Origin of the sequence: Sinorhizobium glycinis, assembly GCF_001651865.1 — a bacterium.
GTDB classification, from domain to species: Bacteria; Pseudomonadota; Alphaproteobacteria; order Rhizobiales; family Rhizobiaceae; genus Sinorhizobium; species Sinorhizobium glycinis.
Genome location: NZ_LPUX01000046.1, coordinates 51285 through 76843, shown reverse-complemented (window position 1 = coordinate 76843; position 25559 = coordinate 51285). Strand labels below are relative to the sequence as shown.

The 25559-nt window shown below is 63.0% G+C and carries 22 protein-coding genes; 6 read left to right on the top strand and 16 right to left on the bottom strand.

The window, feature by feature from the left end; genetic code table 11:
• Window positions 1-382: 382 nt before the first annotated feature.
• Window positions 383-2338: a M23 family metallopeptidase gene (locus AU381_RS01715; protein WP_064240095.1), complete on the top strand. Its 1956-nt coding sequence runs from the start codon at window positions 383-385 to the stop codon at window positions 2336-2338.
• Between the two features lie 274 nt (window positions 2339-2612).
• Here AU381_RS01715 and clpB read toward each other — a convergent pair whose 3' ends face one another.
• The 6 genes from clpB to AU381_RS01685 all read right to left on the bottom strand — a co-directional run bounded on the left by clpB (window position 2613) and on the right by AU381_RS01685 (window position 12191).
• A complete protein-coding gene (clpB, locus tag AU381_RS01710; protein WP_064240094.1) occupies window positions 2613-5219 on the bottom strand; it encodes an ATP-dependent chaperone ClpB in 2607 nt (868 codons plus the stop codon).
• A gap of 319 nt (window positions 5220-5538) precedes the next feature.
• Window positions 5539-6165 carry a DUF4167 domain-containing protein gene (locus tag AU381_RS01705; protein ID WP_064240093.1) on the bottom strand — a complete coding sequence of 209 codons (627 nt, stop codon included), beginning with the start codon at window positions 6163-6165 and terminating at the stop codon, window positions 5539-5541.
• Window positions 6166-6498: 333 nt separating this feature from the next.
• A complete protein-coding gene (gene prmC / locus AU381_RS01700) occupies window positions 6499-7380 on the bottom strand; it encodes a peptide chain release factor N(5)-glutamine methyltransferase (protein WP_064240092.1) in 882 nt (293 codons plus the stop codon).
• Between the two features lie 7 nt (window positions 7381-7387).
• Window positions 7388-8470 carry a peptide chain release factor 1 gene (gene prfA / locus AU381_RS01695; protein WP_064240091.1) on the bottom strand — a complete coding sequence of 361 codons (1083 nt, stop codon included), beginning with the start codon at window positions 8468-8470 and terminating at the stop codon, window positions 7388-7390.
• An 86-nt stretch (window positions 8471-8556) separates the two neighbouring features.
• Complete coding sequence (ptsP, locus tag AU381_RS01690; RefSeq protein ID WP_064240090.1) at window positions 8557-10824, bottom strand: phosphoenolpyruvate--protein phosphotransferase; 2268 nt, start codon at window positions 10822-10824, stop codon at window positions 8557-8559.
• Between the two features lie 92 nt (window positions 10825-10916).
• Window positions 10917-12191 (bottom strand): aspartate kinase, encoded by a 1275-nt coding sequence (locus AU381_RS01685; protein ID WP_064240089.1) that lies wholly within the window; start codon window positions 12189-12191, stop codon window positions 10917-10919.
• 321 nt (window positions 12192-12512) lie between these two features.
• Here AU381_RS01685 and AU381_RS01680 point away from each other — a divergent pair, with 321 nt between their 5' ends.
• From AU381_RS01680 to AU381_RS01670, 3 genes are all read left to right on the top strand, one after another.
• Entirely contained in the window at window positions 12513-13058 is a 546-nt protein-coding gene (locus AU381_RS01680) for a dihydrofolate reductase family protein (RefSeq protein WP_064240088.1), read from the top strand.
• A gap of 115 nt (window positions 13059-13173) precedes the next feature.
• A complete protein-coding gene (gene ubiG / locus AU381_RS01675; protein WP_064240087.1) occupies window positions 13174-13920 on the top strand; it encodes a bifunctional 2-polyprenyl-6-hydroxyphenol methylase/3-demethylubiquinol 3-O-methyltransferase UbiG in 747 nt (248 codons plus the stop codon).
• 69 nt (window positions 13921-13989) lie between these two features.
• On the top strand, window positions 13990-14361 hold the full coding sequence (locus AU381_RS01670; protein ID WP_064240086.1) for a nuclear transport factor 2 family protein: 372 nt from the start codon (window positions 13990-13992) through the stop codon (window positions 14359-14361).
• Window positions 14362-14408: 47 nt separating this feature from the next.
• Here the strand turns inward: AU381_RS01670 and AU381_RS01665 are convergent, their stop codons facing one another.
• From AU381_RS01665 to AU381_RS01650, 4 genes are all read right to left on the bottom strand, one after another.
• The gene (locus AU381_RS01665) at window positions 14409-14837 is read right to left on the bottom strand and encodes a DUF1178 family protein (protein WP_064240085.1); all 429 of its coding nucleotides are present in this window, start codon (window positions 14835-14837) and stop codon (window positions 14409-14411) included.
• On the bottom strand, window positions 14834-15691 hold the full coding sequence (locus AU381_RS01660) for a carbon-nitrogen hydrolase family protein (protein WP_064240084.1): 858 nt from the start codon (window positions 15689-15691) through the stop codon (window positions 14834-14836). The genes AU381_RS01665 and AU381_RS01660 overlap by 4 nt, the downstream gene beginning before the upstream one ends.
• Before the next feature lie 92 nt (window positions 15692-15783).
• Window positions 15784-16041: a glutaredoxin 3 gene (grxC, locus tag AU381_RS01655; protein WP_064240101.1), complete on the bottom strand. Its 258-nt coding sequence runs from the start codon at window positions 16039-16041 to the stop codon at window positions 15784-15786.
• A gap of 47 nt (window positions 16042-16088) precedes the next feature.
• A complete protein-coding gene (locus AU381_RS01650; protein WP_082909593.1) occupies window positions 16089-16901 on the bottom strand; it encodes a ComF family protein in 813 nt (270 codons plus the stop codon).
• A gap of 23 nt (window positions 16902-16924) precedes the next feature.
• On the opposite strand from AU381_RS01650, the gene AU381_RS01645 reads away from it, so the two are divergent.
• Window positions 16925-17824 (top strand): methyltransferase domain-containing protein, encoded by a 900-nt coding sequence (locus AU381_RS01645; protein ID WP_064240083.1) that lies wholly within the window; start codon window positions 16925-16927, stop codon window positions 17822-17824.
• Between the two features lie 16 nt (window positions 17825-17840).
• Here the strand turns inward: AU381_RS01645 and AU381_RS01640 are convergent, their stop codons facing one another.
• From AU381_RS01640 to AU381_RS01615, 6 genes are all read right to left on the bottom strand, one after another.
• Window positions 17841-18008, bottom strand: a complete 168-nt coding sequence (locus AU381_RS01640) for a Flp family type IVb pilin (protein ID WP_064240082.1) — start codon at window positions 18006-18008, stop codon at window positions 17841-17843.
• Window positions 18009-18116: 108 nt separating this feature from the next.
• Window positions 18117-18437: a hypothetical protein gene (locus AU381_RS01635; protein ID WP_064240081.1), complete on the bottom strand. Its 321-nt coding sequence runs from the start codon at window positions 18435-18437 to the stop codon at window positions 18117-18119.
• Between the two features lie 269 nt (window positions 18438-18706).
• On the bottom strand, window positions 18707-19120 hold the full coding sequence (gene mutT, locus AU381_RS01630) for an 8-oxo-dGTP diphosphatase MutT (protein WP_064240080.1): 414 nt from the start codon (window positions 19118-19120) through the stop codon (window positions 18707-18709).
• 3 nt (window positions 19121-19123) lie between these two features.
• A complete protein-coding gene (locus AU381_RS01625) occupies window positions 19124-19933 on the bottom strand; it encodes a GNAT family N-acetyltransferase (RefSeq protein WP_064240079.1) in 810 nt (269 codons plus the stop codon).
• Between the two features lie 132 nt (window positions 19934-20065).
• Complete coding sequence (argJ, locus tag AU381_RS01620; RefSeq protein ID WP_064240078.1) at window positions 20066-21307, bottom strand: bifunctional glutamate N-acetyltransferase/amino-acid acetyltransferase ArgJ; 1242 nt, start codon at window positions 21305-21307, stop codon at window positions 20066-20068.
• Between the two features lie 213 nt (window positions 21308-21520).
• Window positions 21521-22375 carry a peptidylprolyl isomerase gene (locus AU381_RS01615; protein WP_064240077.1) on the bottom strand — a complete coding sequence of 285 codons (855 nt, stop codon included), beginning with the start codon at window positions 22373-22375 and terminating at the stop codon, window positions 21521-21523.
• A gap of 247 nt (window positions 22376-22622) precedes the next feature.
• Between AU381_RS01615 and secA the strand changes: the two genes are divergently transcribed.
• Window positions 22623-25328, top strand: a complete 2706-nt coding sequence (gene secA / locus AU381_RS01610; protein WP_064240076.1) for a preprotein translocase subunit SecA — start codon at window positions 22623-22625, stop codon at window positions 25326-25328.
• Window positions 25329-25559: the final 231 nt, after the last annotated feature.

Genomic DNA, 25559 nt, shown 5'->3' with positions numbered 1-25559 from the left:
TCCGTAAGGAAACTCTAGAGCGAAGGTCGTCGTCGCCAGCAGCGCCGCCGCCCTCGTCAGTGATCGGGCTTATAGACCCGCCCTCCCCGACACGTCAACAACCATTTTCAAAAAAAGTGACAGTTTTTTGACAAAGCCCAAGACCGCAAGGCTTTGCGGCTTGCAGATTCCTTTTCCCGGGCCGATTGGCCCCCTGTGGATAACCAACTCCGCCCTCACTTCTTCACAATCGACCGATCTAAGCGGAAATGACGTTTCACGGCGCAGTGCCGGGCCCTTCCCGGCCGGCGATTTGACTTCGGCATACGGAACATGCACATCTTTCGCGCAACGTATCGACGTTAAAAATACGGCAAGAGCAATCGGGGACCTCCAGTTTGGCATGAACAGCGACAGGAAGATGCTGCGGTCGCTCGGCGACCAACCGCCGATCCTTGCGGATGGACGCCGCGCGCCGGACCGGCGCGAGATCTCCATGCGCTGGCTGTCGGGCACGTTCCTAACCGGCATCACCTCGAGCCTTCTGATGGGGGTGGCGCTTTTTGCCGCGCTCGACGGCCGGCAGCAATTGGCGATCCCGGCCGAAGCCTTCGCCGCGCTCGATCCGGCCGCGCCCGGCGCAGCGCCGATCAGTGCCGCCAAACGCGGCAACCGAATTCTTTCGCCCAACATCGTCGCCAAGCCGGCGGACAAGACGGTCATGGAAGTCTCGACGATGATCCATGACGGCGAGAAGGAAGTGGTTCGTCGCCGGCCTTTCGTCCACGTCAAGATGGCGCTTGCCGCCAACCACCAGGCATCTGAGGACTATCCCGCCTTCGATCCGCTGGCGATCTTTTCCACGGACGAGGCGGAGGCCGAGCCGCCTCCGGCAAAGACCGGCACCATCTACGGCTCCGACGTCGAATCCGAAGTTGCGCTGAAGACCGTCAATTTTCCGCTGAGCGGATCCGGCTTTACCTTCGCGCCGTCGATGTCCCTCGACGAAGTGGAGGAAAATGTCCGCACCAACGGCTCCGTACTGACCGAGGGCAACACCCAGGTCGCGTCCCTCTTCTATGTCGACCCGCAGCGTTTTGCTTCCGACGCCGACAACCTCGACCTGATCCAGGGCCTCTCGGCTCGGGTCGTCGAGGAAAACATGAGCGTCTCGGCCTACGAGAACATTACCGAACAGAGCACGGAATATGCCGACGACATCATCCCCGTCCGCCGTGCCACGCCGATCGCCACCGTGTTGGTGAACGCGGGCTACGCCAAGGCACAGGCCGAGGACGCAGCCGGCTATATCGAGGCGTCGCTTGGCGCCAAGGAACTTGGCCCAGGTGACGTGCTGCGCATCGGCATCATCCAGAAAGGCGAGGAAGCAAGAATCGTCCGGGCGACGATCTATTCGCGCAACAGGCACGTGCTGACGATGGCGGTCGACGATCGCGGCCGTTTCGTGCCCGGAGCCGAGCCTCCTAAACTCGATGCCGTCGCCACCGCCTTCGACGACACGGGGGCGCCGGTCGTCACCAGCGGTCACGATCTGCCGCGCGTCTATGACGGAATTTATCGGGCTGCCCTCTCCTACGGCATGAACGCCGAGATGATTTCCCTGGTGGTGAAGCTGCTGGCGAGCAATGTCGATTTCCAGGCGCAACTCAAGCCGACGGATTCGCTGGAAGCCTTCTTCTCGGTCACCGATGAAAGCGGGCAGGCGACGGAGGAATCCGAACTTCTCTACGTCGATGCCAAGTTCGGCGATGCCGAGACGCGGTTCTACCGCTTCCAGGACCCGGACGACAATTCGATCGATTACTTCGACGAGGCCGGCAAGAGCATTCGCCAGTTCCTGCTGCGCAATCCGGTTCCGAACGGCCACTTCCGTTCCGGCTTCGGCATGCGCCGCCACCCGATCCTCGGTTTCTCGCGCATGCATACGGGCGTCGACTGGTCGGCGCCGCGCGGCACCCCGATCATCGCCGCCGGCAACGGCGTCGTCGAAAAAGCTGGCTGGGATTCCGGCGGCTACGGCAATCAGACGCTGATCCGCCACGCCAATGGCTATGTCTCGTCCTATAACCACCAGAGCGCCATCGCCAAGAGCGTCAAGCCGGGAGCAAAGGTGGTGCAGGGCCAGGTGATCGGCTGGGTCGGGACGACCGGTCTGTCGACCGGCCCGCACCTCCACTACGAACTGATCGTCAACGGCAACAAGGTTGACCCACTGCGCATCCGCCTGCCGGGTGGCAAATCGCTGTCCGGGGAGGTGCTTGCAAAGTTCGAGAAGGAGCGCGAGCGCATCGATGAACTCCTCGGCAAGGACGATCCCAGCGAGGTCGCAAGCCAATAGCTTCACCTACTGCATGTCTCTTTGAATCGCCCTCGATTAAGGACAAAGACATGCAGCAATTCAAAGTGCTACAGCGACCTTTGCGCGTCTGATAAGACGCGCGGCGCTGTAAAGCGCGTCGCGTTCAAACGGTTCACGGGACGCGCTTTAAATCTTTGTTTTTATGCATGTCGCTGTCCCAAAACCGCTGCACACTTTTGGGCGACATGCATTAGGGCGAGAGACACGAAAGGGCGCCGTTTTTGACGGCGGCCTTTCGCATTTCGTACGATGACTACGCGGCTTCCTTTGCGGCGGCCGTGCCACGCTTGAAGTTCAGCCGGTCGGAGCCGGCAACGATCTTGATCGCCGATCCATCCGGGAACTCGCCCTGCAGCATTTTCTCCGCCAGCGGGTCCTGGAGATATTTCTGGATCGCCCGCTTCAAGGGCCGCGCGCCGTAAGCCGGGTCGTATCCCTTGTCGGCAAGAAAAGCCCGCGCCTCGTCCTCGAGTTCAAGCGTGATTTTCCGCTCGCCAAGCAGCTTGCGCAGCCGTTCGAGCTGGATATCGACGATCGCGCCCATTTCCGAGCGGCGCAGCCGATGGAACAGAATGATCTCGTCCACCCTATTCAGGAATTCCGGACGGAAGGCGGCTCTGACCACCTCCATGACCTGATCGCGGACCGCATCGCTGTCCTCGTTCTCGCCAAGCCCGGTCAGGTATTCGGCGCCGAGATTCGAGGTCATGATGATCATCGTGTTCTTGAAGTCGACGGTGCGGCCCTGACCGTCCGTGAGGCGTCCGTCATCGAGCACCTGCAACAGCACGTTGAAGACATCCGGGTGCGCCTTCTCGATCTCGTCGAACAGCACGACCTGATAGGGCCGGCGGCGGACGGATTCGGTGAGCGCACCACCCTCCTCATAGCCGACATAGCCGGGCGGTGCGCCGATCAACCGGGCGACCGAATGCTTCTCCATGTATTCCGACATGTCGATCCGCATCAGCGCCGTCTCGTCGTCGAAGAGGAAGCGGGCAAGCGCCTTGGTAAGCTCCGTCTTGCCGACGCCGGTGGGCCCGAGGAAAATGAACGAGCCGATCGGCCGGTTCGGGTCCTGAAGGCCGGCGCGGGCGCGGCGGACGGCGCGGGACACGGCCTGAACGGCATCGCCCTGGCCGACGACCCATTTGGCCAGTTCGTCTTCCATCCTCAGCAGCTTTTCGCGCTCGCCTTCGAGCATCTTGTCGACCGGTATGCCGGTCCAGCGCGAGACGACATGGGCGATATTGTCGGGAGTGACGACCTCCTGCACCATCGCGTTGGCGCCCGAACCATCCCGGCTCTCCGCCTCGGCAAGCTCCTTCTCGAGTTTCGGAATGACGCCATAGGCAAGCTCGCCCGCTCGCTGGAATTCGCCTTTGCGCTGGACGATCTGGAGCTCGTTGCGCGCCTCGTCGAGCTGCTTCTTGAGGTCGGCGGCCAGACCGAGCTTCTGCTTCTCCGCCTGCCAGCGAGCTGTCAGCGTTGCCGCCTGCTCTTCGAGCGCGGCAAGATCGAGCTCCAGCTTATCGAGACGGTCCTTCGAGGAGGCATCGGTCTCCTTCTTCAGGGCTTCGCGCTCGATCTTCAGCTGGATGATACGCCGGTCGAGCTCGTCGAGCTCCTCCGGCTTGGAGTCGACCTGCATCCTGAGCCGCGACGCCGCCTCGTCCATGAGGTCGATTGCCTTGTCCGGCAGGAAACGGTCGGTGATGTAGCGGTTGGAAAGAGTGGCAGCCGCCACCAGCGCGGAATCGGAAATCCGCACCTTGTGGTGCTGCTCGTATTTTTCCTTGAGGCCGCGCAGGATCGAGATCGTGTCCTCGACGGTCGGCTCCTCGACGAACACCGGCTGGAACCGGCGGGCAAGCGCCGCATCCTTTTCGACATGCTTGCGGTACTCGTCGAGCGTCGTCGCACCGACGCAGTGAAGCTCGCCGCGCGCCAGCGCGGGCTTAAGGAGATTTGAGGCGTCCATTGCACCGTCTGCTTTGCCGGCGCCGACCAGCGTATGCATCTCGTCGATAAAGAGGATGATCTCGCCCTCTTCGGAGCGCACTTCGTTGAGCACGGCCTTCAGCCGCTCTTCGAACTCGCCGCGGTACTTTGCACCGGCGATCAGCGCACCCATGTCGAGCGCCATCAGACGCTTGTCCTTGAGGCTTTCCGGCACGTCGCCATTGACGATCCTCAGCGCCAGGCCCTCGGCGATCGCCGTCTTGCCGACGCCCGGCTCGCCGATCAGCACCGGGTTGTTCTTGGTGCGGCGCGACAGCACCTGGATCGTGCGGCGGATTTCGTCGTCGCGGCCGATCACCGGATCGAGTTTGCCGTCCCTCGCTTCCTCCGTGAGGTCGCGCGCGTATTTCTTCAACGAATCGAAACCCTGCTCGGCATTGGCGCTGTCAGCGGTCCGGCCCTTGCGGATGTCGTTGATGACCTGGTTGAGTTTCGTCGGCGTGACGCCCGCTTTCGTGAGGATCGAAGCCGTCGCGGCCGAGCTTTCCATGGCCAGCGCCAGAAGCAGCCGCTCGACCGTCACGAAGCTGTCGCCGGCCTTTTTGGCCGCCTCTTCCGCGGCGGTGAAAACCTTGGCGAGCGGCTGCGACAGGTAGACGGAACCGCTGCCGCCGGTCACTTTCGGAAGCTTCGCCAGCGCCGCGGCCGTGCCCGCCCGTGCCTCGCGCGCATCACCGCCGGCGCGCTCGATGAGCGAAGCCGCCATGCCTTGCTCGTCGTCGAGCAATACTTTGAGAACGTGCTCCGGCGTGAATTGCTGGTGCCCTTCGGCCAACGCATAGGTCTGGGCGGATTGCAGGAAACCGCGGACGCGCTCGGAATATTTCTCGATATTCATCTCTTGCCTCCATAGCCCGGCTAGCCCATCCCTGTGGCACTGGCCGGCGTTTCAGGATCAGGCTCCCGCGTTCGGCAAGCCTGTCATTGTGCTCGTCCTCGCATAGCGCGGGAACCAGCCTTCGAAGCGAATATGGGGCGATATTTTCGGAAATTAAAGGGCGAAGGAGAGCGGCGTTACGCGAAACTTTCATGAGGGAAGGCGACCAAGCTCATGCCGATTGCGCTACCGGATTCGGGGTCGGACCGAACATCTGATGCACGAAGCCCGGCCGTTGGGCGGCCGGGCTTCCAGGTAGAGAATTTTCGAGGTTTGGCGTCTATTCCGCCAGGGCCGGAGCGTCACCGGCAGGCTGCCCTTCAGCCGCGGACTCGTCCCCAGCATTGCGGCGCGGCTGGCGACGCGGCCGGCTTGCGCTGCGGCGCCGCGGGCCCGAACGGCCAGGCGATACCGACGTTTCCTCCTCCATCGCGACTTCGGCGGGCGTGCCTTCGATCACCGGCTGCGGGCCGGAGCCGTCGATGACGGGTTGCGGCTCGCTGACTGTCGGCGCGGCAGCGGTAGTAACCGCCGGTGCCGGCTCGGAATAGACCTGATCCAGATCGTCCTGGTCGCGGTCGAGATCGCGATCCTGATAGTCCTGTCGCTCTTCGCGCTGGAAGCGGTCCTGCATCTGCGCCTGTGCCGCCGCAATGATGCGGTTGTAGTGCTCGGCATGCTGCAGGTAGTTTTCTGCCATGACGCGATCGCCGGAGCTCTGGGCGTCGCGGGCAAGCGCTGCATATTTTTCGGCAATATGCTGGGCGGTACCGCGAATTTTCACATCCGGGCCGGAGCTGTCGTAGGTCCGTGTCAAGGGATTGGATCCCTTGCGGTTGTTATTGTTGTTGTTTCCGTTGTTGTTATTCCGCCCACGGCCGCGCTTGTTCTGCTGTCCTGGCCTCATCGTCCATTCACCTGAATTTTCTTGATAATGATGATCATATGGTTCCGTATCCCGGCCGGATTGTCCGCGCCCGAGAAAACACGCGCCACGGCAGACCGCCTGTTCGCGATCCCGGCGCCGGCTGACGTCAAATTAACAGGTACCCGCACAAGGCACTGTCGAACCCTAGCAACTCTTTCTTGAGAGCAATCCCCGTGGCCAGGTCATACTGGAACGAATCTCTGGTCCATGACCTTCTGCCCAGTGCGCGGCCAGAAACTAGCCCGCTTCCTTGGGGATTCCAAGCCCTTTCTTCGCTCATCGAGAAAAGAGAGGCGCTAGTGCAGCATTTTTTCAACGGTCGTTGCTGCCTTTGACGTCCTGCTCGAATATCAGGACCCGGTCGTTGCCGCCGAGATCCGTGGCGCTCTCAAGCAGGCGAAAGCCCTGCGCTCGAAAAAGCGCCGTCACTGCCTGCTTTTGGTCGAAACCGATTTCCAAGCCTACGACGCCGTCCGCTTCGAGATGGCGGCCGGCGTGTTGAGCGATGGTACGGTAAGCATCAAGCCCGTCATTTCCGCCGTCCAGGGCGGCAGCCGGATCATGGTATCTTACCTCCGGCTCAAGCTCACCTACGACAATGGACCGGATATACGGCGGATTTGAGACGATGACGTCGAACCGCCCTTCCACCGCCTCGAACCAGTCGCTTCGAAGAGTTGCGAAGCGTTCGGCGAGGCTGTTCCTTTCCGCGTTTTCGCGTGCCGTCGCCAAGGCGTCTTCCGATATATCGGTACCGAGGCCGCGCGCGTCAAGTACCGAGGCGAGAAGGGCGAGGCAAATCGCTCCCGTGCCGGTTCCAAGATCGATGAGCCGGCAGCTTCCTTTCCTTACGGCAATCCGCCGCACATGGGGTATCAGGCAATCGACAAGCGTTTCGGTGTCCGGCCGCGGTTCCAGCGTTTCCTTCGAAAGCTTGAAGGTCAGCCCGTGGAACTCACGCTCGCCGAGGATGCGATAGACCGGCTCCCGCGCCGCACGGCGTTCGATAGCGGCGCGGATACGCACTGCGTCTTCCGGACTGACCGGCTCCCCTCCTCTCGCCATCAGGCCGGCGAGCGTGAGGCCGAGGAGCCCGGAAACCAGGTGCCGGACATCGACCGCCGCACCTTCGATGCCGGCGGACTTCAACCGATCGCGGCTTTCGGCAAGCAGCCTGTCCAGTGTCTCGGGCATCGCCGGCTCAATTCTGCCGTTCGCCAAGCAGGGCGAGCTGGCTTGCCTGATGGTCCGCAAGCAATGCGTCGACGACCTCGTCGATCTCGCCCTCCATCATCCGGTCGAGCTTGTAGAGCGTCAGGTTGATGCGGTGGTCGGTCAGGCGGCCCTGCGGGAAATTATAGGTACGGATGCGCTCCGAACGGTCGCCGGACCCCACCTGGCTCTTGCGATCGGCGGACCGTTCGCTGTCGGCGCGCTGGCGCTCCATGTCAAAGAGCCGCGAGCGCAGCACCTGCATGGCCTTGGCACGGTTCTGGTGCTGCGACTTTTCCGAGCTGGTGACGACGATGCCGGTCGGCAGATGGGTGATGCGCACCGCCGAGTCTGTGGTGTTGACGTGCTGGCCGCCCGCCCCCGAAGAGCGCATCGTGTCAATCCGGATATCCTCGGGGCGGATCTCGATGTCGATCTCCTCTGCCTCCGGCAGGACTGCGACGGTTGCGGCCGACGTGTGGATACGGCCGCTCGCTTCCGTTTCCGGCACGCGCTGCACCCGATGGACACCGGATTCGAATTTCAGCCGCGAGAACACGCCGCGTCCGGAAACCGTCGCGATGATTTCCTTGTAGCCGCCGGCTTCGCCCTCGCTCGCCGAGAGCACCTCGACGCGCCAGCCCTTGGCTGCGGCGTAGCGCTCGTACATGCGGAAGAGGTCGCCGGCAAAAAGCGCCGCTTCCGAGCCACCGGTGCCGGCGCGGATTTCGAGGATGGCACTCTTTTCGTCGGCCGCATCCTTCGGCAGGAGCAGGATCTGGATCTCCTCTTCGAGCGCTTCGATCCGCTCCTCAACCTCGGGCTTTTCCATCTCCGCGAGGTCGCGCATCTCCTTGTCCGTCGCCCGGTCGGCGAGCATGGCCTCGATATCGGCAAGCTCGGCGACCGCCTTCTCGTAGGCGCGGATCTTCGTCACGACCGGCTGAAGCTCGGAATATTCCGATGCGAGCTTCACATAGACGTCGGCCGCGGGGCCTGCGGACATGCGCGCCTCGATCTCTGCGAATCGCCTTTCGAGCTCGCGCATCTTTTCAACGGGAAGCTTTGCCAAGTCTCACCCCAACCAAGTGTTCACTCCAAATGCGTCCGCCCCGTCCGGACCTGGTCCGGACGGGGAAAATGACACTCTCAGTCCCTCTATACCGGTATGCCGTTGGCCGCCGCGAAATCGACCAGAAGCTGGCGGATCGGCGTCTCGGATCTTACGTCGTCCAGGGCAGCGTTCAGGATTTCGCCCAGCTTGTCCGCGTCGAGCGCAAGCAGCATGGCCTTGACCGGTCCCACGGCAGTCGAGGCCATGGATACCGACCGGAAGCCGATCCCGAGCAGCGCCATGGCCGAAAGCGGTTTGCTCGCCATCTCGCCGCAGAGCGTCACCGGCGTATTGTTGCGTTCGCCGGCGCGCACGATTTCACGCAGGATCCTGAGGAACGGCCGACCGAGAATGTCGAAGCGGTCGGAAACGCGCGCATTGCCCCGATCGACCGCCATGGCGAACTGGAAAAGATCGTTCGAGCCAACCGAGACGAAATCCACCTCGGCCATCAGCTCGTCGAGCTGCCAGAGCAAGGCCGGCACTTCCAGCATCGCCCCGAACTGCAGCTTGCGCGGCAACTGCTCGCCGAGTTTCGACTGCCGCTCGATCTCCTTCTGCAGGAGCTCGCGCGCGACCTTGAGCTCCGCCACCTCCGTCACCATCGGCAGCATCAGCTTGAACTCGGCGCCGGCCGCCGCGCGCAGCATTGCTCGGAACTGGGTGCGCAGCAGGCCCGGCCGGTCGAGCGAAAGTCGGATGGCACGCCAGCCGAGCGCCGGATTTTCCTCTTCCGCCGCGCGGAAGTAGGGAACGACCTTGTCGCCGCCGATATCGAGCGTACGGAACGTCACCGGCTTGCCGCCCGTCTGCTTCAGAACATTGCGGTAAAAGGCTTCCTGTTCTTCCGCCTTCGGCATCGTCGAGGCGATCATGAACTGCAGCTCGGTGCGGAAGAGGCCGATGCCTTCGGCGCCCGCTTCGTTGAGGTGCGGCAGGTCGACCAAGAGACCGGCATTCATCTGCAGCGTGATGCGCTTGCCATCCTTAGTCAGCGGCTCGACGTCCTTGAGCGCCCTGAACTGCGCCTGGCGACGGGCGCGGAAGCGCACCTTCTCCTCGTAGGACCGCTGCAGATCGGCGACCGGCCGCAAATGCACCTTCGCATCATCGCCATCGACGATGATCGCGTCGCGGTTTTCGGCTAGCGCCACGGCGCCCGCCGCCTGTCCGACCACCGGGATGCCCATGGCGCGCGCGACGATCACCACATGGCTGGTGACCGCCCCCTCTTCCAAGACGAGGCCGCGGACGTTCTCGCGCGGATAGTCGAGCAGCTCGGCCGCCCCCATGGCGCGCGCCACGATGATCGCGTCGTTCGGGAAGTCGGCCGCCGAAAGCTTGGCGCCGTAGCTGGAGAGCTGGCGCAGCAGCCGATTGGCGAGATCGTCGAAGTCATGCATCCGCTCGCGGAGATAGGGATCCGTCAGGCGGATCATCCGGGCCTTCGTCTCGCTTTGCACCCGCTCGACCGCTGCCTCAGCCGTCAGACCGTTGCGGATCGCTTCCTCTAGCTTTCTCACCCAGCCGCGGTCATGGGCGAACATGCGGTAGGTCTCGAGCACCGCGCGGTGCTCGCCCTCCATCGACACATCGCGCCTCGACAGCATGTCGTCGATCGAGATGCGCAGCGACCCGAGCGCCTCGGCGAGGCGCTGCAACTCGTGCTCCGTATCCTCGTTGAGCAGGTTTGTGACGACGATCCTCGGCTCGTGCAGCACTACATAGCCAAGGCCAATGCCTTCGCCAAAGCTGTTGCCGTCGATTGTGACGGGGCGCGAGAGGTCGAGTTCCAAGCCCGGCTTGGTGATCTTCTTGAGCTCGCCGGTCGCGACCATCTCGGCAAGCACCATGGCGGTGGTCTCGAGCGCCTCGACCTCGTCCTCGCGATAATTGCGCATCGCCTTGTTCTGCACGACGAGAACGCCGAGCGCGCGCCCGGTGCGCAGGATCGGCACGCCGAGGAACGAGTGGTAGATCTCTTCGCCGGTCTCCGGCAGGTAGGTGAAGGCGGGATGCGCCTGCGCGTCGGAGAGATTGAGGGGACGCGCCGACGCGGCGATCGTGCCGACGAGGCCCTGCCCCATCTTCAACTGTGCAAGATGCACCGCGGTCTTGTTCAGACCTTCGGTCGCGTAGAGCTCGAGCACGCCGTCCGAACGCAGGACATAGACGGAGCACACTTCCGCGACCATGTTCTGCGCGATCTGGCGCACGATCCGGTCAAGGCGCTCCTGCGGCTCGAGCGGTTCCGCCATGAGCTCGCGCAACCGCTTGAGGAGAACGCGCGGACCCGCGGAAAGGTCTCTCATCGCGTAGGGTCTCCCGAATAAGAATGTACGACGGCACGTAACAGGAGGCGCGGCCTTTGGCGGCCGCGAATCCCCAATCGAATGCCTGCTGTCTAACTCTTATCCAGACCGTAGGCGGAATGCAAAGTGCGAACCGCCAATTCCGCATATGGACCGTCGATCAGGATGGAAATCTTGATCTCGGAGGTGGTGATCGCCTTGATGTTGATGCCCTTCTCGGCGAGCGCGCGGAAGGCGGAGGCGGCAACGCCTGCATGGCTGCGCATGCCGATACCGATGACGGAGACCTTGACGAGGCCGGATTCCGACTGGGCGACGTCGTAGCCGATCTTCTCCTTGTTGTCGGAGAGCACCTTCAGGGCCTTGTTGACGTCGCCGGAGGGCACGGTGAAGGTCATGTCGGTCTTGGAGCCGTCTTCGGAAATATTCTGGACGATCATATCGACGTTGATATGGGCTTCGGCGAGCGGCCCGAAGATCGCCGCGGAAACGCCCGGCCGGTCGGCCAGGCGGCGCAGCGAGATCTGGGCTTCATCCTTGGCATAGGCAATGCCGGTTACGACTTCCTGTTCCACGATCTCTTCCTCATCACAAATCAGCGTTCCGGGCGGGTTCATGAGGTCACCCATGCCCGGCGCATCGGGATCCTCGAAAGACGAGCGCACGAACGTGCGCACCTTGTGCACCATGGCGAGCTCGACCGAGCGGACCTGCAGCACCTTGGCGCCGAGGGAAGCCATTTCCAGCATTTCCTCGAAGGCGATCTTCTTCAATCGGCGGGCCTTCGGCTCGATGCGCGGGTCGGTCGTATAGACGCCATCGACGTCGGTGTAGATGTCGCAGCGGTCGGCCTTGACGGCGGCGGCGATGGCGACGGCGGAGGTATCGGAGCCGCCGCGACCGAGCGTCGCGACGCGATTGTCGGGACCGAGGCCCTGGAAGCCGGCGACGACCGCTACCTGGCCCTCGCCCATGCGGCGGATGATGTCGGCGCCGTCGATGTCGAGGATGCGGGCGGCGCCATGGGCGTTGTCGGTCTTGACCGGAAGCTGCCAGCCCTGCCAGGAGCGGGCGTTGATGCCCATCGACTGCAGCGCGATCGCCAGCAGCCCGGACGTCACCTGTTCGCCGGAGGCAACGACGGCATCATATTCGCGGGCATCATAAAAGGGCGCGTTCGAACCGGCGACCTTCGGCATGTTCTCGACCCAGCCGACCAGCTCGTTGGTCTTGCCGGACATGGCGGAAACGACGACCGCGACCTCGTGGCCGGCATCGACTTCGCGTTTCACATGGCGGGCGACATTGTGGATGCGGTTCAAATCTGCGACGGAGGTCCCGCCGAATTTCATCACGATGCGTGCCATTTCGCCTCTACCGTACCAACATGTTTCGCGCCTCAGCCCGACAGCGCTCCCGCCAGCGCCTGACGATCAAAAAGCAGAGACTTCTCGGACATCGGCCAGACACCGCTTCGGGGAGCGGAAAGTCGCGGCGTCTCTTAGCGGATCAAGGAGCGGCGTGCAATGGGACGGGATCGAGAGTTGTCCAAGCAGTCCCGCTTGAAGATGGCGCGACAGACTTCGCCGATGATCTCATAATAGAACCACTTGCAATAATGAATTGGTTTTGCAATTCTGATCTGCGATACGAGGGCAAATGGGAGCGACCCAACGGGAGGAAGGACAATGCGCAAAGTCATCATGTGGGACATGGTCAGCGTCGACGGGTTCTTCGAGGCGCCGGGACACGACATCAGCTGGTTCGTCTTCGAGGACGCGCTTGCCGCCTACATCGGCGAGACCCAACTGGAGGCCGGCACGTTGCTCTTCGGCCGCGTGACCTACGAGATGATGGCCGCCTATTGGCCCTCGGCCGAAGGCGACATCGCCACCTTCATGAACGGCGTCGAGAAATTCGTATTCTCAAGAACACTCCGGCACGCCGACTGGAACAACACGACGCTCGTCTCCGGCGATGCCGTTGCCGAGGTCGAGCGCCTGAAGCAGCGCGACGGCGGCACGATCTTCGTCTTCGGCAGCGCCGACTTTGCCGCAACGCTGACGGCCAAGGGGCTGATCGACGAGTACCGTCTCGGCATCAATCCGGTGCTGCTCGGCAAAGGCACGCCGCTCTTTCAGAACATTCCCGAACGCACCAAGCTGGAGCTCACCCACGTCCGCCCGCTGAAGTCCGGCGTCGTCATCCTGCATTACCGGCCTGCCAAGATCTGAAAGGTCGGATGGTCGCCCCTTGACATCGCCTGTCGATCGTCCGACTTCACGGACAGACGCGGCGATGGTCGGGCAGGCTGCCCGCGCGCCGACAGGACCAGGCGAGGAGGCTCCGATGAGCGAGACGGCACGCACGACGATCGACCAGAGCGAGGTGGACCGTTTCTCGGCGATGGCGGCCGAATGGTGGGATCCGACCGGCAAGTTCCGTCCGCTGCACAAGTTCAACCCGGTCCGCCTCGCCTATATCCGCGACAAGGTGTGCGAACAGTTCGGCCGCGACCCGAAGAGCCCGCAGCCGCTGAACGGCCTGAGGCTGCTCGATATCGGCTGCGGCGGCGGCCTCTTGTCCGAGCCGATGGCCCGCATGGGAGCGGACGTTCTCGGTGCGGATGCGTCGGAAAAGAACATCGGCATCGCCAAAGCGCATGCCGCGGGCAGCGGCGTAAACGTCGATTACCGCGCCGTCACCGCCGAGGCTCTGGCCGATGCCGGCGAGAGCTTCGACATCGTCCTCAACATGGAAGTGGTCGAGCATGTCGCCGACGTCGACTTCTTCATGACGACCTGCGCGCATATGGTGCGCCCCGGCGGCCTGATGTTCGTCGCCACCATCAACCGCACGCTGAAGGCCGCGGCGCTTGCCATCTTCGCCGCCGAGAACGTGCTGCGCTGGCTGCCGCGCGGCACCCACCAATACGAAAAGCTGGTCCGGCCGGAAGAGCTGGAAAAACCGCTCGAAGCAAGCGGCATGCAGATCACCGACCGCACCGGCGTGTTCTTCAACCCGCTCGCCAATCAATGGAACCTGTCAAGGGACATGGACGTCAACTACATGATTGTCGCCAAACGGCCGGTGTGAGAGCAATATCGGCCTGCTTGGGAGCGTACGAACAAAATGTCAGTTTCCCACCGAACGGAGGCGGGACGAATGGACATTCGATCGACACTGAGAGAGCTTTCCGAGGCCTTAAACGCGCACGACCTTGATCGCATCATGGCCTTCTTTTCTGACGATTGCGTCTTGGAGATGCCTAAGGGAAGCCAACCTTGGGGTTCTCGTTTCGAGGGCAGAGGGAACGTACGAGCAGCGCTGGCGACACGCTTTGAAGGCTTGCCGGATGTCCACTATGGCAACGCCGAGCATTTTGTGGATTCGGCTGCCGATACTGGAATATCGAAATGGACTCTCACAGGCACCAGCCGGGAGGGGACGAGACTGGAAGTCCAAGGTTGTGACTTCTACACGTTTCGCGACGGCAAAGTGATCCGCAAGGACTCCTATTGGAAAATTGTGGAATAAGAGTTCGTGGTTGGCTCGTTGCGCCAATTCGCGGCAAGGCAACGCTCTCAGTTCGTGTCGTCCGGGAGCACAGGCAGGGGCGCGATCTCGATGCCTTCCTCGAGCAGCGCCGTCGCCTCTTCCGCAGTCGCCTTGCCGATCAAGCCGCGTTGGTCGGCCTCGCCATAGTGGATCTTGCGCGCCTCTTCCGGGAAGCGCTCGCCGACGTCTTCCGCGTTCGCGCGGATCGTATTCACCATTTCGCGGAGCTTGGCGATGGTTTCCTTCTGGGTCTGGTCCATGACCAGCGCCTGCCGGGCTTCCTTCTTGCGTGCCGTGGAAACGGTCGGCGCCATCAGTTGCTTGCAGACGGAGGCGGAACCACACGTGGGACAGGTGACGAGATTGTTCTTGGCCTGTCGGTCGAAGTCGTCGCTCGACGAGAACCAACCTTCGAAACCGTGGCCGTTGTCGCAGGAGAGATTGTAGCGGATCAAGCTGCAACGCCCCCTTTCCCCGTCGGGACCACTTCGTCGAGCACGAACTCGCGGGCGTTCTTCAAATTGGGAATCCGCGCCCGCGCGCCGTGCGCCGCCGCCACGTCGATCTCCGCGATGAGAACCGCTTCACCGGCCGGGCCGGCCTCAGCGAGCACCCTGCCCCAAGGATCGATGATCATCGAATGTCCGTAGGTTTCTCGTCCATCCTCGTGCTGCCCGGCCTGGGCGGCGGCGATGACGAAGAGGCCGTTCTCGATGGCGCGGGCCCTGAGCAGGACTTCCCAATGCGCCTCGCCGGTCTGACGCGTGAAGGCCGCCGGCACCGACATGATCTCCGCGCCGGCGACCGCCTGCCGGCGGAAGAGTTCCGGAAAGCGGACATCGTAGCAGATCGCAAAACCCAACTTGCCGAAGGGTAGATCGACCACGCGGGCCGTGGCGCCGGGTCGATAGACGGCGCTCTCGCGCCAGCTCTCGCCATTGTCGAGATCGACGTCGAACATGTGGATCTTGTCGTAGTCGCAGATCTTGGTTCCGTCCGGCCCGAACAGGAAGCCGCGGTTGGCAACCCTGCCGTCCGGAAGACCGATCGGCGTTGAACCGAGATGAAGATAAACGCCAAGCTCGCCGGCAAGGCGCGCCGCCTCCTGGACGATGAGATCGTTGGCTTCGTCCCTCAGCACCGAGCGCAGTCCTGCGCGGTCCCGCTGGATGGCACCCGTCATCTCGGGCGTCTGAATGTAGCTGGCGCCCTCGGAAGCGGCTTCGCGCACAAGCCTCGCCACTGTTTCCGCATTGCTTGCGGGATCGACGCCGGAGCACATCTGAATGGCCGCTGCCTTGAACGTCATTGCCCTTTTCTCCCGAGCCGGCAGATCAAGTCGAGCGACCCGAGAGCCTCCCTTCAACCTCGACGAAGCCGGACGTGCTGTCTGACTGAACTTTACGCGGCCAGCATCTCGTCGAGCCTGCCGGCACGATCGAGCGCATGCAGGTCGTCACATCCGCCGACAGGAACGTCGTTGATCAAGATCTGCGGAAATGTCCTGCCGCCATTGGATTTTTCGATCATCGTCTGGCGAAGCTCTGGGTCATAGGTCGCGTCGTGTTCGATGAAATCGACGCCCTTGCTCTCCAGAAGCTTCTTCGCTCTTGTGCAATAACCACAGAACTGACGCGTATAAATGACGACCGAAGCCATGATATCGAACTGCTCCTTCACCGGCGATTTTTGCCGACATTTCTTCGTCATATAGGCTCGGACATCGCCATTGCAAAGGTCAAAACCGTGACGTCCCCGGCCCCCGCGCGCTTCAATGCGCGGGTTGCTGCCGAAACCGTTGCGCCCGTCGTATAAACGTCATCGACGAGCACGATGCGTTTCCCCGCAATCCCCGGCCTGACGCTTTCCGGAACGGCAAAGGCGCCGCGGACATTCTCCTCACGTGCCGGGGCGCCGAGCCCGACCTGCCGGCGCGTGCGCCTGATCCGGCGAAGCGCCTCCGGGCGATATGGCTTGCCGGCTCGCTCGGAGACGCAGCGCGCCAGCTCCGCCGACTGGTTGAACTTTCGCCGCCAGAGCCGAAAAGCGTGAAGCGGGACCGGCACGATCATGTCCGCTGCCGCAACGGTGCCGTCGCTGGCGCGGATCATCCACTCGGCCATCATCGAAGCGAGATCGGTGCGGTCGCGATATTTAAGGCCATGCACCAGGTCGCGGGCAATCCCCTCGTGAAGTGAGACCGAACGCAACCTGTCAAAGACCGGCGGATTGGCAATCGCTTGGGGCGAAACGGCGCCCGGGCCGGGATCGACGGCGAAGGGTGAGCCGAGGATTTCGCAATAAGGCCGCTCTACCAGGTGCAATCCCGCCCAACAGGAGGGACAGACGGCGTGGGCATCGCCAGTCAACCGGCCGCAACCGCAGCAGACCGGCGGAAAGACGAGATTGACCGCCGCAGTTCCGAACTCCCCGACCAGCGTCCTCCAGCGCTTCGCCCGATTTCTCCAACCATCCCGGTCCATAAGGTTGACTTTGTCCCCTTCAAGGCTTCTTTGCATCCGTGATTTTCGGAGAGAGTATCGTGGAAATCATCTTTGACCAGAGCCTAGTCGAAGCGCATCGCCGCCGCGCGCTGCTCGCTGGCGACGCCAAAGCGACCTTCCTGCTCGATATCGTGGCGCAGGAGCTCGCCGATCGCGTCAGCGTGGTGGAACGGCATTTTGACCGGGCCATGGAATTGCACGGCTACACCGGCGCCACGGCGGCCCGTCTGGCCGAGACGGGCAAAGTCGGCACCATCGAGCGGGTGGAAACCGACGAAGGCTTCGGATCGACCGCTGCTCCGGTTACCGTAGCCCCGCTCGAGCGCATCCCGGCCGAAGCGCAATCTCTCAACCTGCTGCTGTCGCCGCTGTCGTTACATCTCACCAACGATACGCCCGGCGTCTTCATTCAGGCGCGGCGCGCCCTCAAGCCGGACGGGCTGTTCCTTGCCGCGATCCCGGGGAGCGGCACGCTGCAGGAGCTGCGCGATACCCTGCTGGCGGCGGAGGCGGAACTGACCGGTGGAGCAAGCCCGAGGGTGATTCCATTTGCCGACGTGCGCGACATCGGCGCGCTCCTGCAGCGGGCGGGATTTGCCCTGCCGGTCGCCGACGCCGAGACTTACACGGTTCGCTACGATTCGCTCTTCGGGCTTCTCAAGGATTTGAGGGCGATGGGCATGACCAACCCGCTCGCGGCGCGAAGCCGCAGGCCGATGCCGCGGCGCTTCTTCCTGAAAGCCGCCGAGATCTATGCCGAACGCTTCTCCGACCCGGACGGCAGGATCCGCGCGACCTTCTCGATCATCTATGTCTCGGGCTGGGCACCGCACGAAAGCCAGCAAAAACCGCTGCAGCCGGGCTCGGCGAAGCAGAGGCTGTCGGATGCGCTTGGGGTGAGAGAGCACGCGCTGAAGGGTTCGAGCAAGCAGTCGTGAGCCGCTCGATACGGGATCAAGCGGCTTCGATCGTATCCGAGATATAGGTCAGCACGTCATCAAGTCCGGCCCCGAAACTCTCCAGCCCGAGGAGAAGGCCGACTGATATCAGGGCGGCGATGAGGCCATACTCCACGGCCGTGGCGCCATCTTGGTTCCGAACGAGGCGTTTCAGCGTTTCCATACGGCCTCCAGCGCGCCATTTGCATTCATGCGCCCCGAGGGACGCAGGGCTCGACCGCCCTATTGATCATGCGCGGCAGCGAGGCGATCGCCTTCCCAGCATCGCCAGTCAGCACCCGCTCCTGCTGCCGTTCGCATCGATGATGCAGACGGCGCCGGGCATTTCCTGAAGCACGCTGCGCCGGACGGTGTAGCGCTTTGCCGCGCCGCCGGAGGGAATCGAGCCTGTGGAAATATTGTCGTAGTCGATCGGGGTGTTCGCGAGCATGCGCTTGTCGGTCTTCGACGACAGCATCGGCGTCAGGATCAGCGTCAGCGCGATCACTGCCGTCCCGAACAGCAGAGACAGGTTGAGCACACCCGTCCGACGGGACTGGCTCGCTGCCAGATCCTTGTCCTGAACTGTCCTCCAGAAATCCTCGTCCACCATTCCAGCCTCACAAACACTTGAAGAGCGCGGCGGGCGAAAGCATCCTTCCCAAGCTTCGACCTGACCACACCTGCTCGAAACCGGCATCGCCGAGGGCCGGCGCACCGAAACTGATGCGCTCGATTGTGGAGGAGGGTGATAAACTTTTGATTAATAAATCTTAGATTTTAGGGGAATCGACCGCCGGGGCGGACGGTTTCTCCCTCCATCGCCCGCAAATTTATCAATGGCAAGACGGCAGCGGCGGAAGACCGTCTTGTCCCTACCCTCTAAAGCAAATCCATCAGAAACGGGATCAGCGGTTCGTCCGCCGGCGGCATCGGGTAATCGCGCAACGCTTTCGGACGCACCCATTTGATCAGCTGGCCCTCCCGCCCCTCGGCATATCCTTCGTAGCGCCGGCAGACATAGAGCGGCATCAACAGGTGGAAGTCGTCGTAGCTATGGCTCGCGAAGGTGAGCGGCGCGAGGCAGGCGACCTTTGTCCGTATCCCGAGTTCCTCCTCGAGTTCGCGGATCAGTGTCTCTTCCGGAGTTTCGCCGGCCTCGACCTTGCCGCCGGGGAACTCCCAGAGACCGGCAAGCGGCTTTCCTTCCGGGCGTTGAGCCAGGAGAATGCGTCCATCGGAATCGAGCAGCGCGCAGGCTGCGACCAACACGATCTTCTTCCCTTGCATCCCCATGCCTTAAACCCCCGGCGTGCGATAAAGGTATCGATAGACCTCAGCGAAGCCGGCCTTGCGGTAAAGCGCGATCGCCGCCTCGTTGGCGCCTTCCACCTGCAGCCACGCCTTCTTCGCGCCGCGCAGACGCGCCCAGCGCAGCGAGGCGTCGAGCAGCGCCCTGCCGACGCCCTGGCGCCTGACGGACTCGGCGACCGAAAACTGCATGATGCCGGCAAGGTCATTGTCGTGGACGACGAGCGACACGGCCGTCGGCCCGACGTCGCGGGCCTCGAAGAGGAACAGCCCGCATTCCGGTTTGATCGCTGTAATGATTTCAGTCAGTGCCGGCTTGATTTGCGGATCTTCCTTGCCGATCTGGATCCGCGCGTCGACGAAACGACCGAGATCCTTGATCGGCAGGTGGTCCATTCCCTCGCCGAGCTCGCCCTGCGTGAGATCGAGCTCCAGGACCAGGCTGTGGCTGAACGATGTCCAGCCTTCGCCGTCCATGTAGGCGATCAGTTGCGGCGGCGTCAGCGGCGTCTGCCGGACCGTGAGCGGGCGGTCGTGCTCGGCAAAGCGCCGCGCCGCCTTCTCCAGCCGGATGGCGATGTCGCGGTAATCGGATGGATCAAGCGGATTGATCGAGTTCAGGCGCTTGGAGGGATGCCCGGCGGTCAGCCGGATCAGCCAGCTGCCGTCATAGAGGACCGTCGACGCAGGCCAGGCGCGAAAGCCCACCGCTTCCAGCCGCCGCACACTCGGAAGATCAACCATGCTTGCTCCAACCGCCCCGCCATCGACCGGCGGCCGTCTGTCGTTCGATGTCATGTCCCTACAGCGCCGCGCGTCATGAGACGCCCAAAGGTCGCCATAGCGCTTTGAATTTCTGCATGTCTTTATCCTTAAATCGGCTACGATTTAACGATACATGCAGTAGCCCCGATGCCGCGGGCGACCGCGTCAGCTTCTGTAGTCGCCGTTGATCTCGACATATTCCTTGGTGAGGTCGCAGGTATAGACCGTGGCCCGGCCCGGGCCGAGGCCGATATCGACGCGGATCGGGATGTCCTCGCCTTTCATCACGGCTGTCGCCGCCGCCTCCGAATAGGCCGGATCGCGCTCCCCCTCGACAGCGACGCGGACGTCGCCGAACCAGATCGCCAGCCGGTCGCGCTCGGCCATCTCCCCGGACTTGCCGACCGCCATGACCACCCGGCCCCAATTCGCGTCCTCGCCTGCAACAGCGGTCTTGACGAGCGGCGAATTGGCGATCGAAAGAGCGATGCGCTTGGCGGCGGCGTCGTTCTCGGCGCCCTCGACGGTCACTTCCACCATCTTGCGTGCCCCTTCGCCGTCGCGCACCACCTGCAGCGCCAGGTCGCGCAGCAGATCGTTGAGAGCGACCCGGAACGATTGAAGGCGCGGATCCGCTGCATCTTCGACCTTCGCCTGGCCGTCCTTTGCCGCAGCGCCGGTAGCAAACAGCATCAGCGTGTCCGAGGTCGACGTATCGCTGTCGACCGTCACTGAATTGAAGCTCGGGCCGACCCCGGCCGAGAGCAGCGCCTGAAGTGCCGCTGGTGCGATATCGGCATCGGTCACTACGAAGGACAGCATGGTGGCCATGTCCGGCGCAATCATGCCGGCACCCTTGGCGATGCCGTTGATCGTCACCTTGACGCCGCCGATCTCGGCGCTGCGGGTCGCGACCTTCGGGTAGGTATCCGTGGTCATGATGGCCTTGGCGGCCTCGAACCAGAAGTCCTCCTTTGCCGACCCCGCAAGTTCGTCGAGCACGCCGGCGAACTTGGTGGCGTCGAGTGGTTCGCCGATCACCCCCGTCGAGGCCAGGAAAATTTCGCCTTCGCCGCAGCCGACCGCCTTGGCCGCAGACTGTGCGGTGAGCTCGGTCGCTTCCCTTCCCTTCTTGCCGGTGAAGGCGTTCGCGTTGCCCGAGTTGACGACGACGGCGCGCGCACGGCCGCCGGGGAGATTCCTGCGGCAGAAGTCGACCGGCGCGGACGGGCATTTCGAGCGGGTGAACACACCGGCCGCCGCCGCCGGCTGATCGAAGACCATCATCAGCACGTCCGTGCGGTTCTTGTACTTGATCCCCGCAGCGGCGGTCGCCATGCGCACGCCGCGAAGGGCCGGCATTTCGGCGAAGGTTTTCGGAGCAAGCGGAGAAACGGTACCGGACATGGCGAACCCTGTTTGAAAGCCTTGGACATTAACTTAGAGCGGGATGCGGGCGGAAAACCGCTCGCACTTTCCTCATCCCGCTCTGGATGGTTGCGGGAAATGCCCGAACGGCATTCAGCCGCCGGGCATCCCGATCTTTTTCTTCGGCGAGCGGGGGGCGTCGATGAACCCGCTCTGGCGCGGGCTGTCCTGCAGGAAGCAGCCTCGAAAAGCCTATTGGGCTTGGCGCGCCTTGCCCGCCTCGTCATAGGCCTTCTTCAGTGCCGGATCGGAAATCTCGACGCCGGTCGCCTTCTTAGCAGTGTCCAGCAGCGCAAGGTATTTGTCGCGCATGACGAGCTGACGAACCTGCGGCTCGACCTGCTCGAGCGTCGGCGGCGCCTGAGGGCGCTTGTCCTCGACCAGGATCACATGGAAGCCGAACTGGGTCTTGACCGGCGTCTTGGTGTAGGCGCCCTTCTCGAGCGCGAAAGCGGCCGTCTCGAATTCCGGGACCATCCGGCCCTTGGTGAAGTAACCGAGGTCGCCGCCCTCGTCCTTGTTCGGATCGGTGGACTTGGCCTTGGCGAGCTCGACGAAGCTCTTGCCGGCCTCCAGTTCCTTGATGACCGCCTTGGCCTCGTCCTCGGTCTTGACGAGGATGTGGCGGGCCTTGACCTCTTCCTGCGGCGGAATGGCGGCAATTTCCTTGTCGTAGCGTGCCTTCACTTCTTCCTTCGTCACCGCATCGACGACGTGCTTCTTGAAGAAGGCGTTGTGAAGTTCGCGCTCGGTCAGGAAGGCGACGCGCTGCTTGAAGGTCGCATCGTTCTGCAGGCCTTCCTTTTCGGCATCCTTGACGAGCAGCTTGACGTCGATGACGGCGGAAAGGGCAGCGGCGCGCTTCTGCTCCTCGGGCATCCGCTGGAGCTGCGGATCGAGGCTGGTGATCGCGAGGTCAAGCTCCGACTGGCGGATCTCCTGATCGCCGACCTTCGCAACGACCGGGTCGGGCCCTTCGGCGCGGGCGACGCCTGCCGTCATCATCGCGACCAGTGCCGCGACCGCCAGGGTCTTGTATCTAGACATGTTTCTTACCTTTCACCATTGGCCGCCAGCGCGATTGCGTCCGGCCCCTCGAGAGGGCTGCACAACACCAGAATGTGGCGGTTCTGTAGCCGCCCGGCTGCGCAAGTGCGTTGACATAATCCGACCCCCCTCTTATCTGTCACGCAACTTCGCGTCCAGAACGTTTCCGGGCGTTTCACGGCGTTAAACGGTTTTTCGAGCCGCAACCTGAAACCCCAGGGCGATAATATAGGAAAGGACCATTCGGATGGTCAGTCTCGGCGGCCTTGCCCGCAAGTTGTTTGGTTCCGCCAACGATCGCCGCGTCCGCGGTTACCAGGGTCGGGTGGATGCGATCAACGCTCTCGAAGCCGAAATGAAGGCGCTGAGCGACGAAGCGCTTGCCGCGAAGACGGCTGAGTTTCGCCGGCAGCTCGGCGAAGGCAAGACCCTCGACGATATCCTCGTACCCGCTTTCGCTGTCGTGCGCGAGGCGGCGCGCCGCGTGCTCGGCCTGCGCCCCTTCGACGTCCAGCTCATCGGCGGCATGATCCTGCACGAACGCGCCATCTCTGAAATGAAGACCGGCGAAGGCAAGACGCTTGTCGCGACGCTGCCCGTCTACCTCAACGCTTTGGCCGGCAAGGGCGTGCATGTCGTGACGGTCAACGACTACCTCGCTCAGCGCGACGCCGGCATGATGGGACGGATTTACGGCTTCCTCGGCCTGACCACCGGCGTCATCATCCATGGCCTGACCGACGAGCAGCGCCGCGACGCCTATGCCTGCGACGTCACCTACGCGACCAACAACGAGCTCGGCTTCGATTATCTGCGCGACAACATGAAGTATGAGCGCGCCCAGATGGTGCAGCGCGGTCACTTCTTCGCGATCGTCGACGAGGTCGACTCGATTCTGGTCGACGAGGCGCGCACGCCGCTGATCATCTCCGGCCCGCTCGACGACCGCTCCGACCTCTATAACACCATCAACGATTTCATTCCGCTGCTGTCTCCGGAAGATTACGAGATCGACGAGAAGCAGCGCTCGGCCAACTTCTCGGAGGACGGCACCGAGAAGATCGAGAACCTGCTCCGCGAGGCCGGACTGCTCAAGGGCGAGTCGCTCTACGACATCGAGAACGTCGCGATCGTCCACCACGTCAACAACGCGCTGAAGGCCCACAAGCTGTTCACGCGCGACAAGGACTATATCGTGCGCAACGGCGAGATCGTCATCATCGACGAGTTCACCGGCCGAATGATGCCGGGCCGCCGCTATTCCGAAGGCCAGCACCAGGCGCTCGAAGCCAAGGAAAAAGTGCAGATCCAGCCCGAGAACCAGACGCTCGCCTCGATCACCTTCCAGAACTACTTCCGCATGTACGAGAAGCTCGCGGGCATGACCGGCACCGCGGCGACGGAAGCCGAGGAATTCGGCAATATCTACGGGCTCGAAGTGGTCGAAGTGCCGACAAACCTGCCGATCAAGCGCCTCGACGAGGATGACGAGGTCTATCGGACGGCCGGAGAGAAGTACAAGGCGATCATCGACGAGATCAAGGCAGCCCATGAACGCGGCCAGCCGATGCTCGTCGGCACCACCTCGATCGAGAAATCCGAGCTGCTCGCCGACATGCTGAAGAAGAGCGGCTTCTCGAAGTTCCAGGTCCTGAACGCGCGCTATCACGAGCAGGAGGCCTATATCGTCGCCCAGGCCGGCGTACCGGGCGCCGTGACGATCGCCACCAACATGGCCGGCCGCGGCACCGACATCCAGCTCGGCGGCAACCCGGACATGCGCATCCAGCAGGAACTGGCCGAGATCGAGCCAGGCCCGGAACGCGACGCGCGCGAAAAGGCGATCCGCGAAGAAGTGCAGAAGCTGAAGGACAAGGCGCTCGCCGCCGGCGGCCTTTATGTCCTTGCCACTGAGCGCCACGAAAGCCGCCGCATCGACAACCAGCTCCGCGGCCGCTCTGGCCGCCAGGGCGATCCCGGCCGGTCGAAATTCTTCCTGTCGATCCAGGACGACCTGATGCGCATCTTCGGCTCCGACCGCATGGACGGCATGCTGCAGAAGCTGGGCCTCAAGGAGGGCGAGGCGATCGTCCATCCCTGGATCAACAAGGCGCTCGAACGCGCCCAGAAGAAGGTCGAGGCGCGCAACTTCGACATCCGCAAGAACCTGCTGAAGTATGACGACGTGCTCAACGACCAGCGCAAGGTCATCTTCGAGCAGCGTCTCGAGCTGATGGACGCGGAGAGTGTCAGCGACACGGTCGCCGACATGCGCAACGAAGTGATCGAGGACGTCGTCGGCAAGCGCATCCCCGAGCGGGCCTATGCCGAGCAATGGGACGTGGACGGCCTCAAGGCCGACGTCCAGCAATATCTCAACCTCGATCTGCCGATCTCCGAATGGGCCGCCGAGGAAGGGATCGCCGAGGATGACATCCTCGAGCGCGTCACGGCCGCCGCCGACAAGGCTGCCGCCGAGCGCGCCGAACGCTTCGGACCGGACATCATGCAATATGTCGAGCGCTCGGTCGTCCTGCAGACGCTCGACCATCTCTGGCGCGAGCACATCGTCAACCTCGACCACCTCCGTTCCGTCATCGGCTTCCGCGGCTACGCCCAGCGCGATCCGCTGCAGGAATACAAGTCGGAGGCCTTCGAGCTCTTCCAGGCCCTGCTCGTCAATCTCCGGCAGGCGGTTTCGGCACAGTTGATGCGCGTCGAACTGGTGCGCGAGGCGCCGCAGGAACCACAGCCGCTGCCGCCGATGCAAGGCCATCATCTCGATCCGCTGACCGGCGAGGACGATTTCGCACAGGCGCCGCTTCTCGCCGCCACACCGGCAAGTCGCAATCCGGCCGAGCCCTCGAGCTGGGGCAAGGTGGCGCGCAACGAGCCCTGCCCGTGCGGTTCCGGCAAGAAATACAAGCATTGCCACGGAATTTACGAAGCCTGACGAAGTGCCGCCTCCGGGCGGCATTTTCGCATCCGGCGATCGACAGGGGCGAGCGCCTTTTCAGATAAGCAAAGCTCGCTGCGGCGCCGTGGATCGCTAGGCGTCTTCATTGAAGCCGGATCCGATTTGACGGAGTGCTCGCAGCAAGGCTTGCTGAACCGTTTATTAACGCTGTTCTGGCAGAAGTGATGCCCTGTATTGCGTAATCCAGGGTGTCTTCGTGTTGATGGC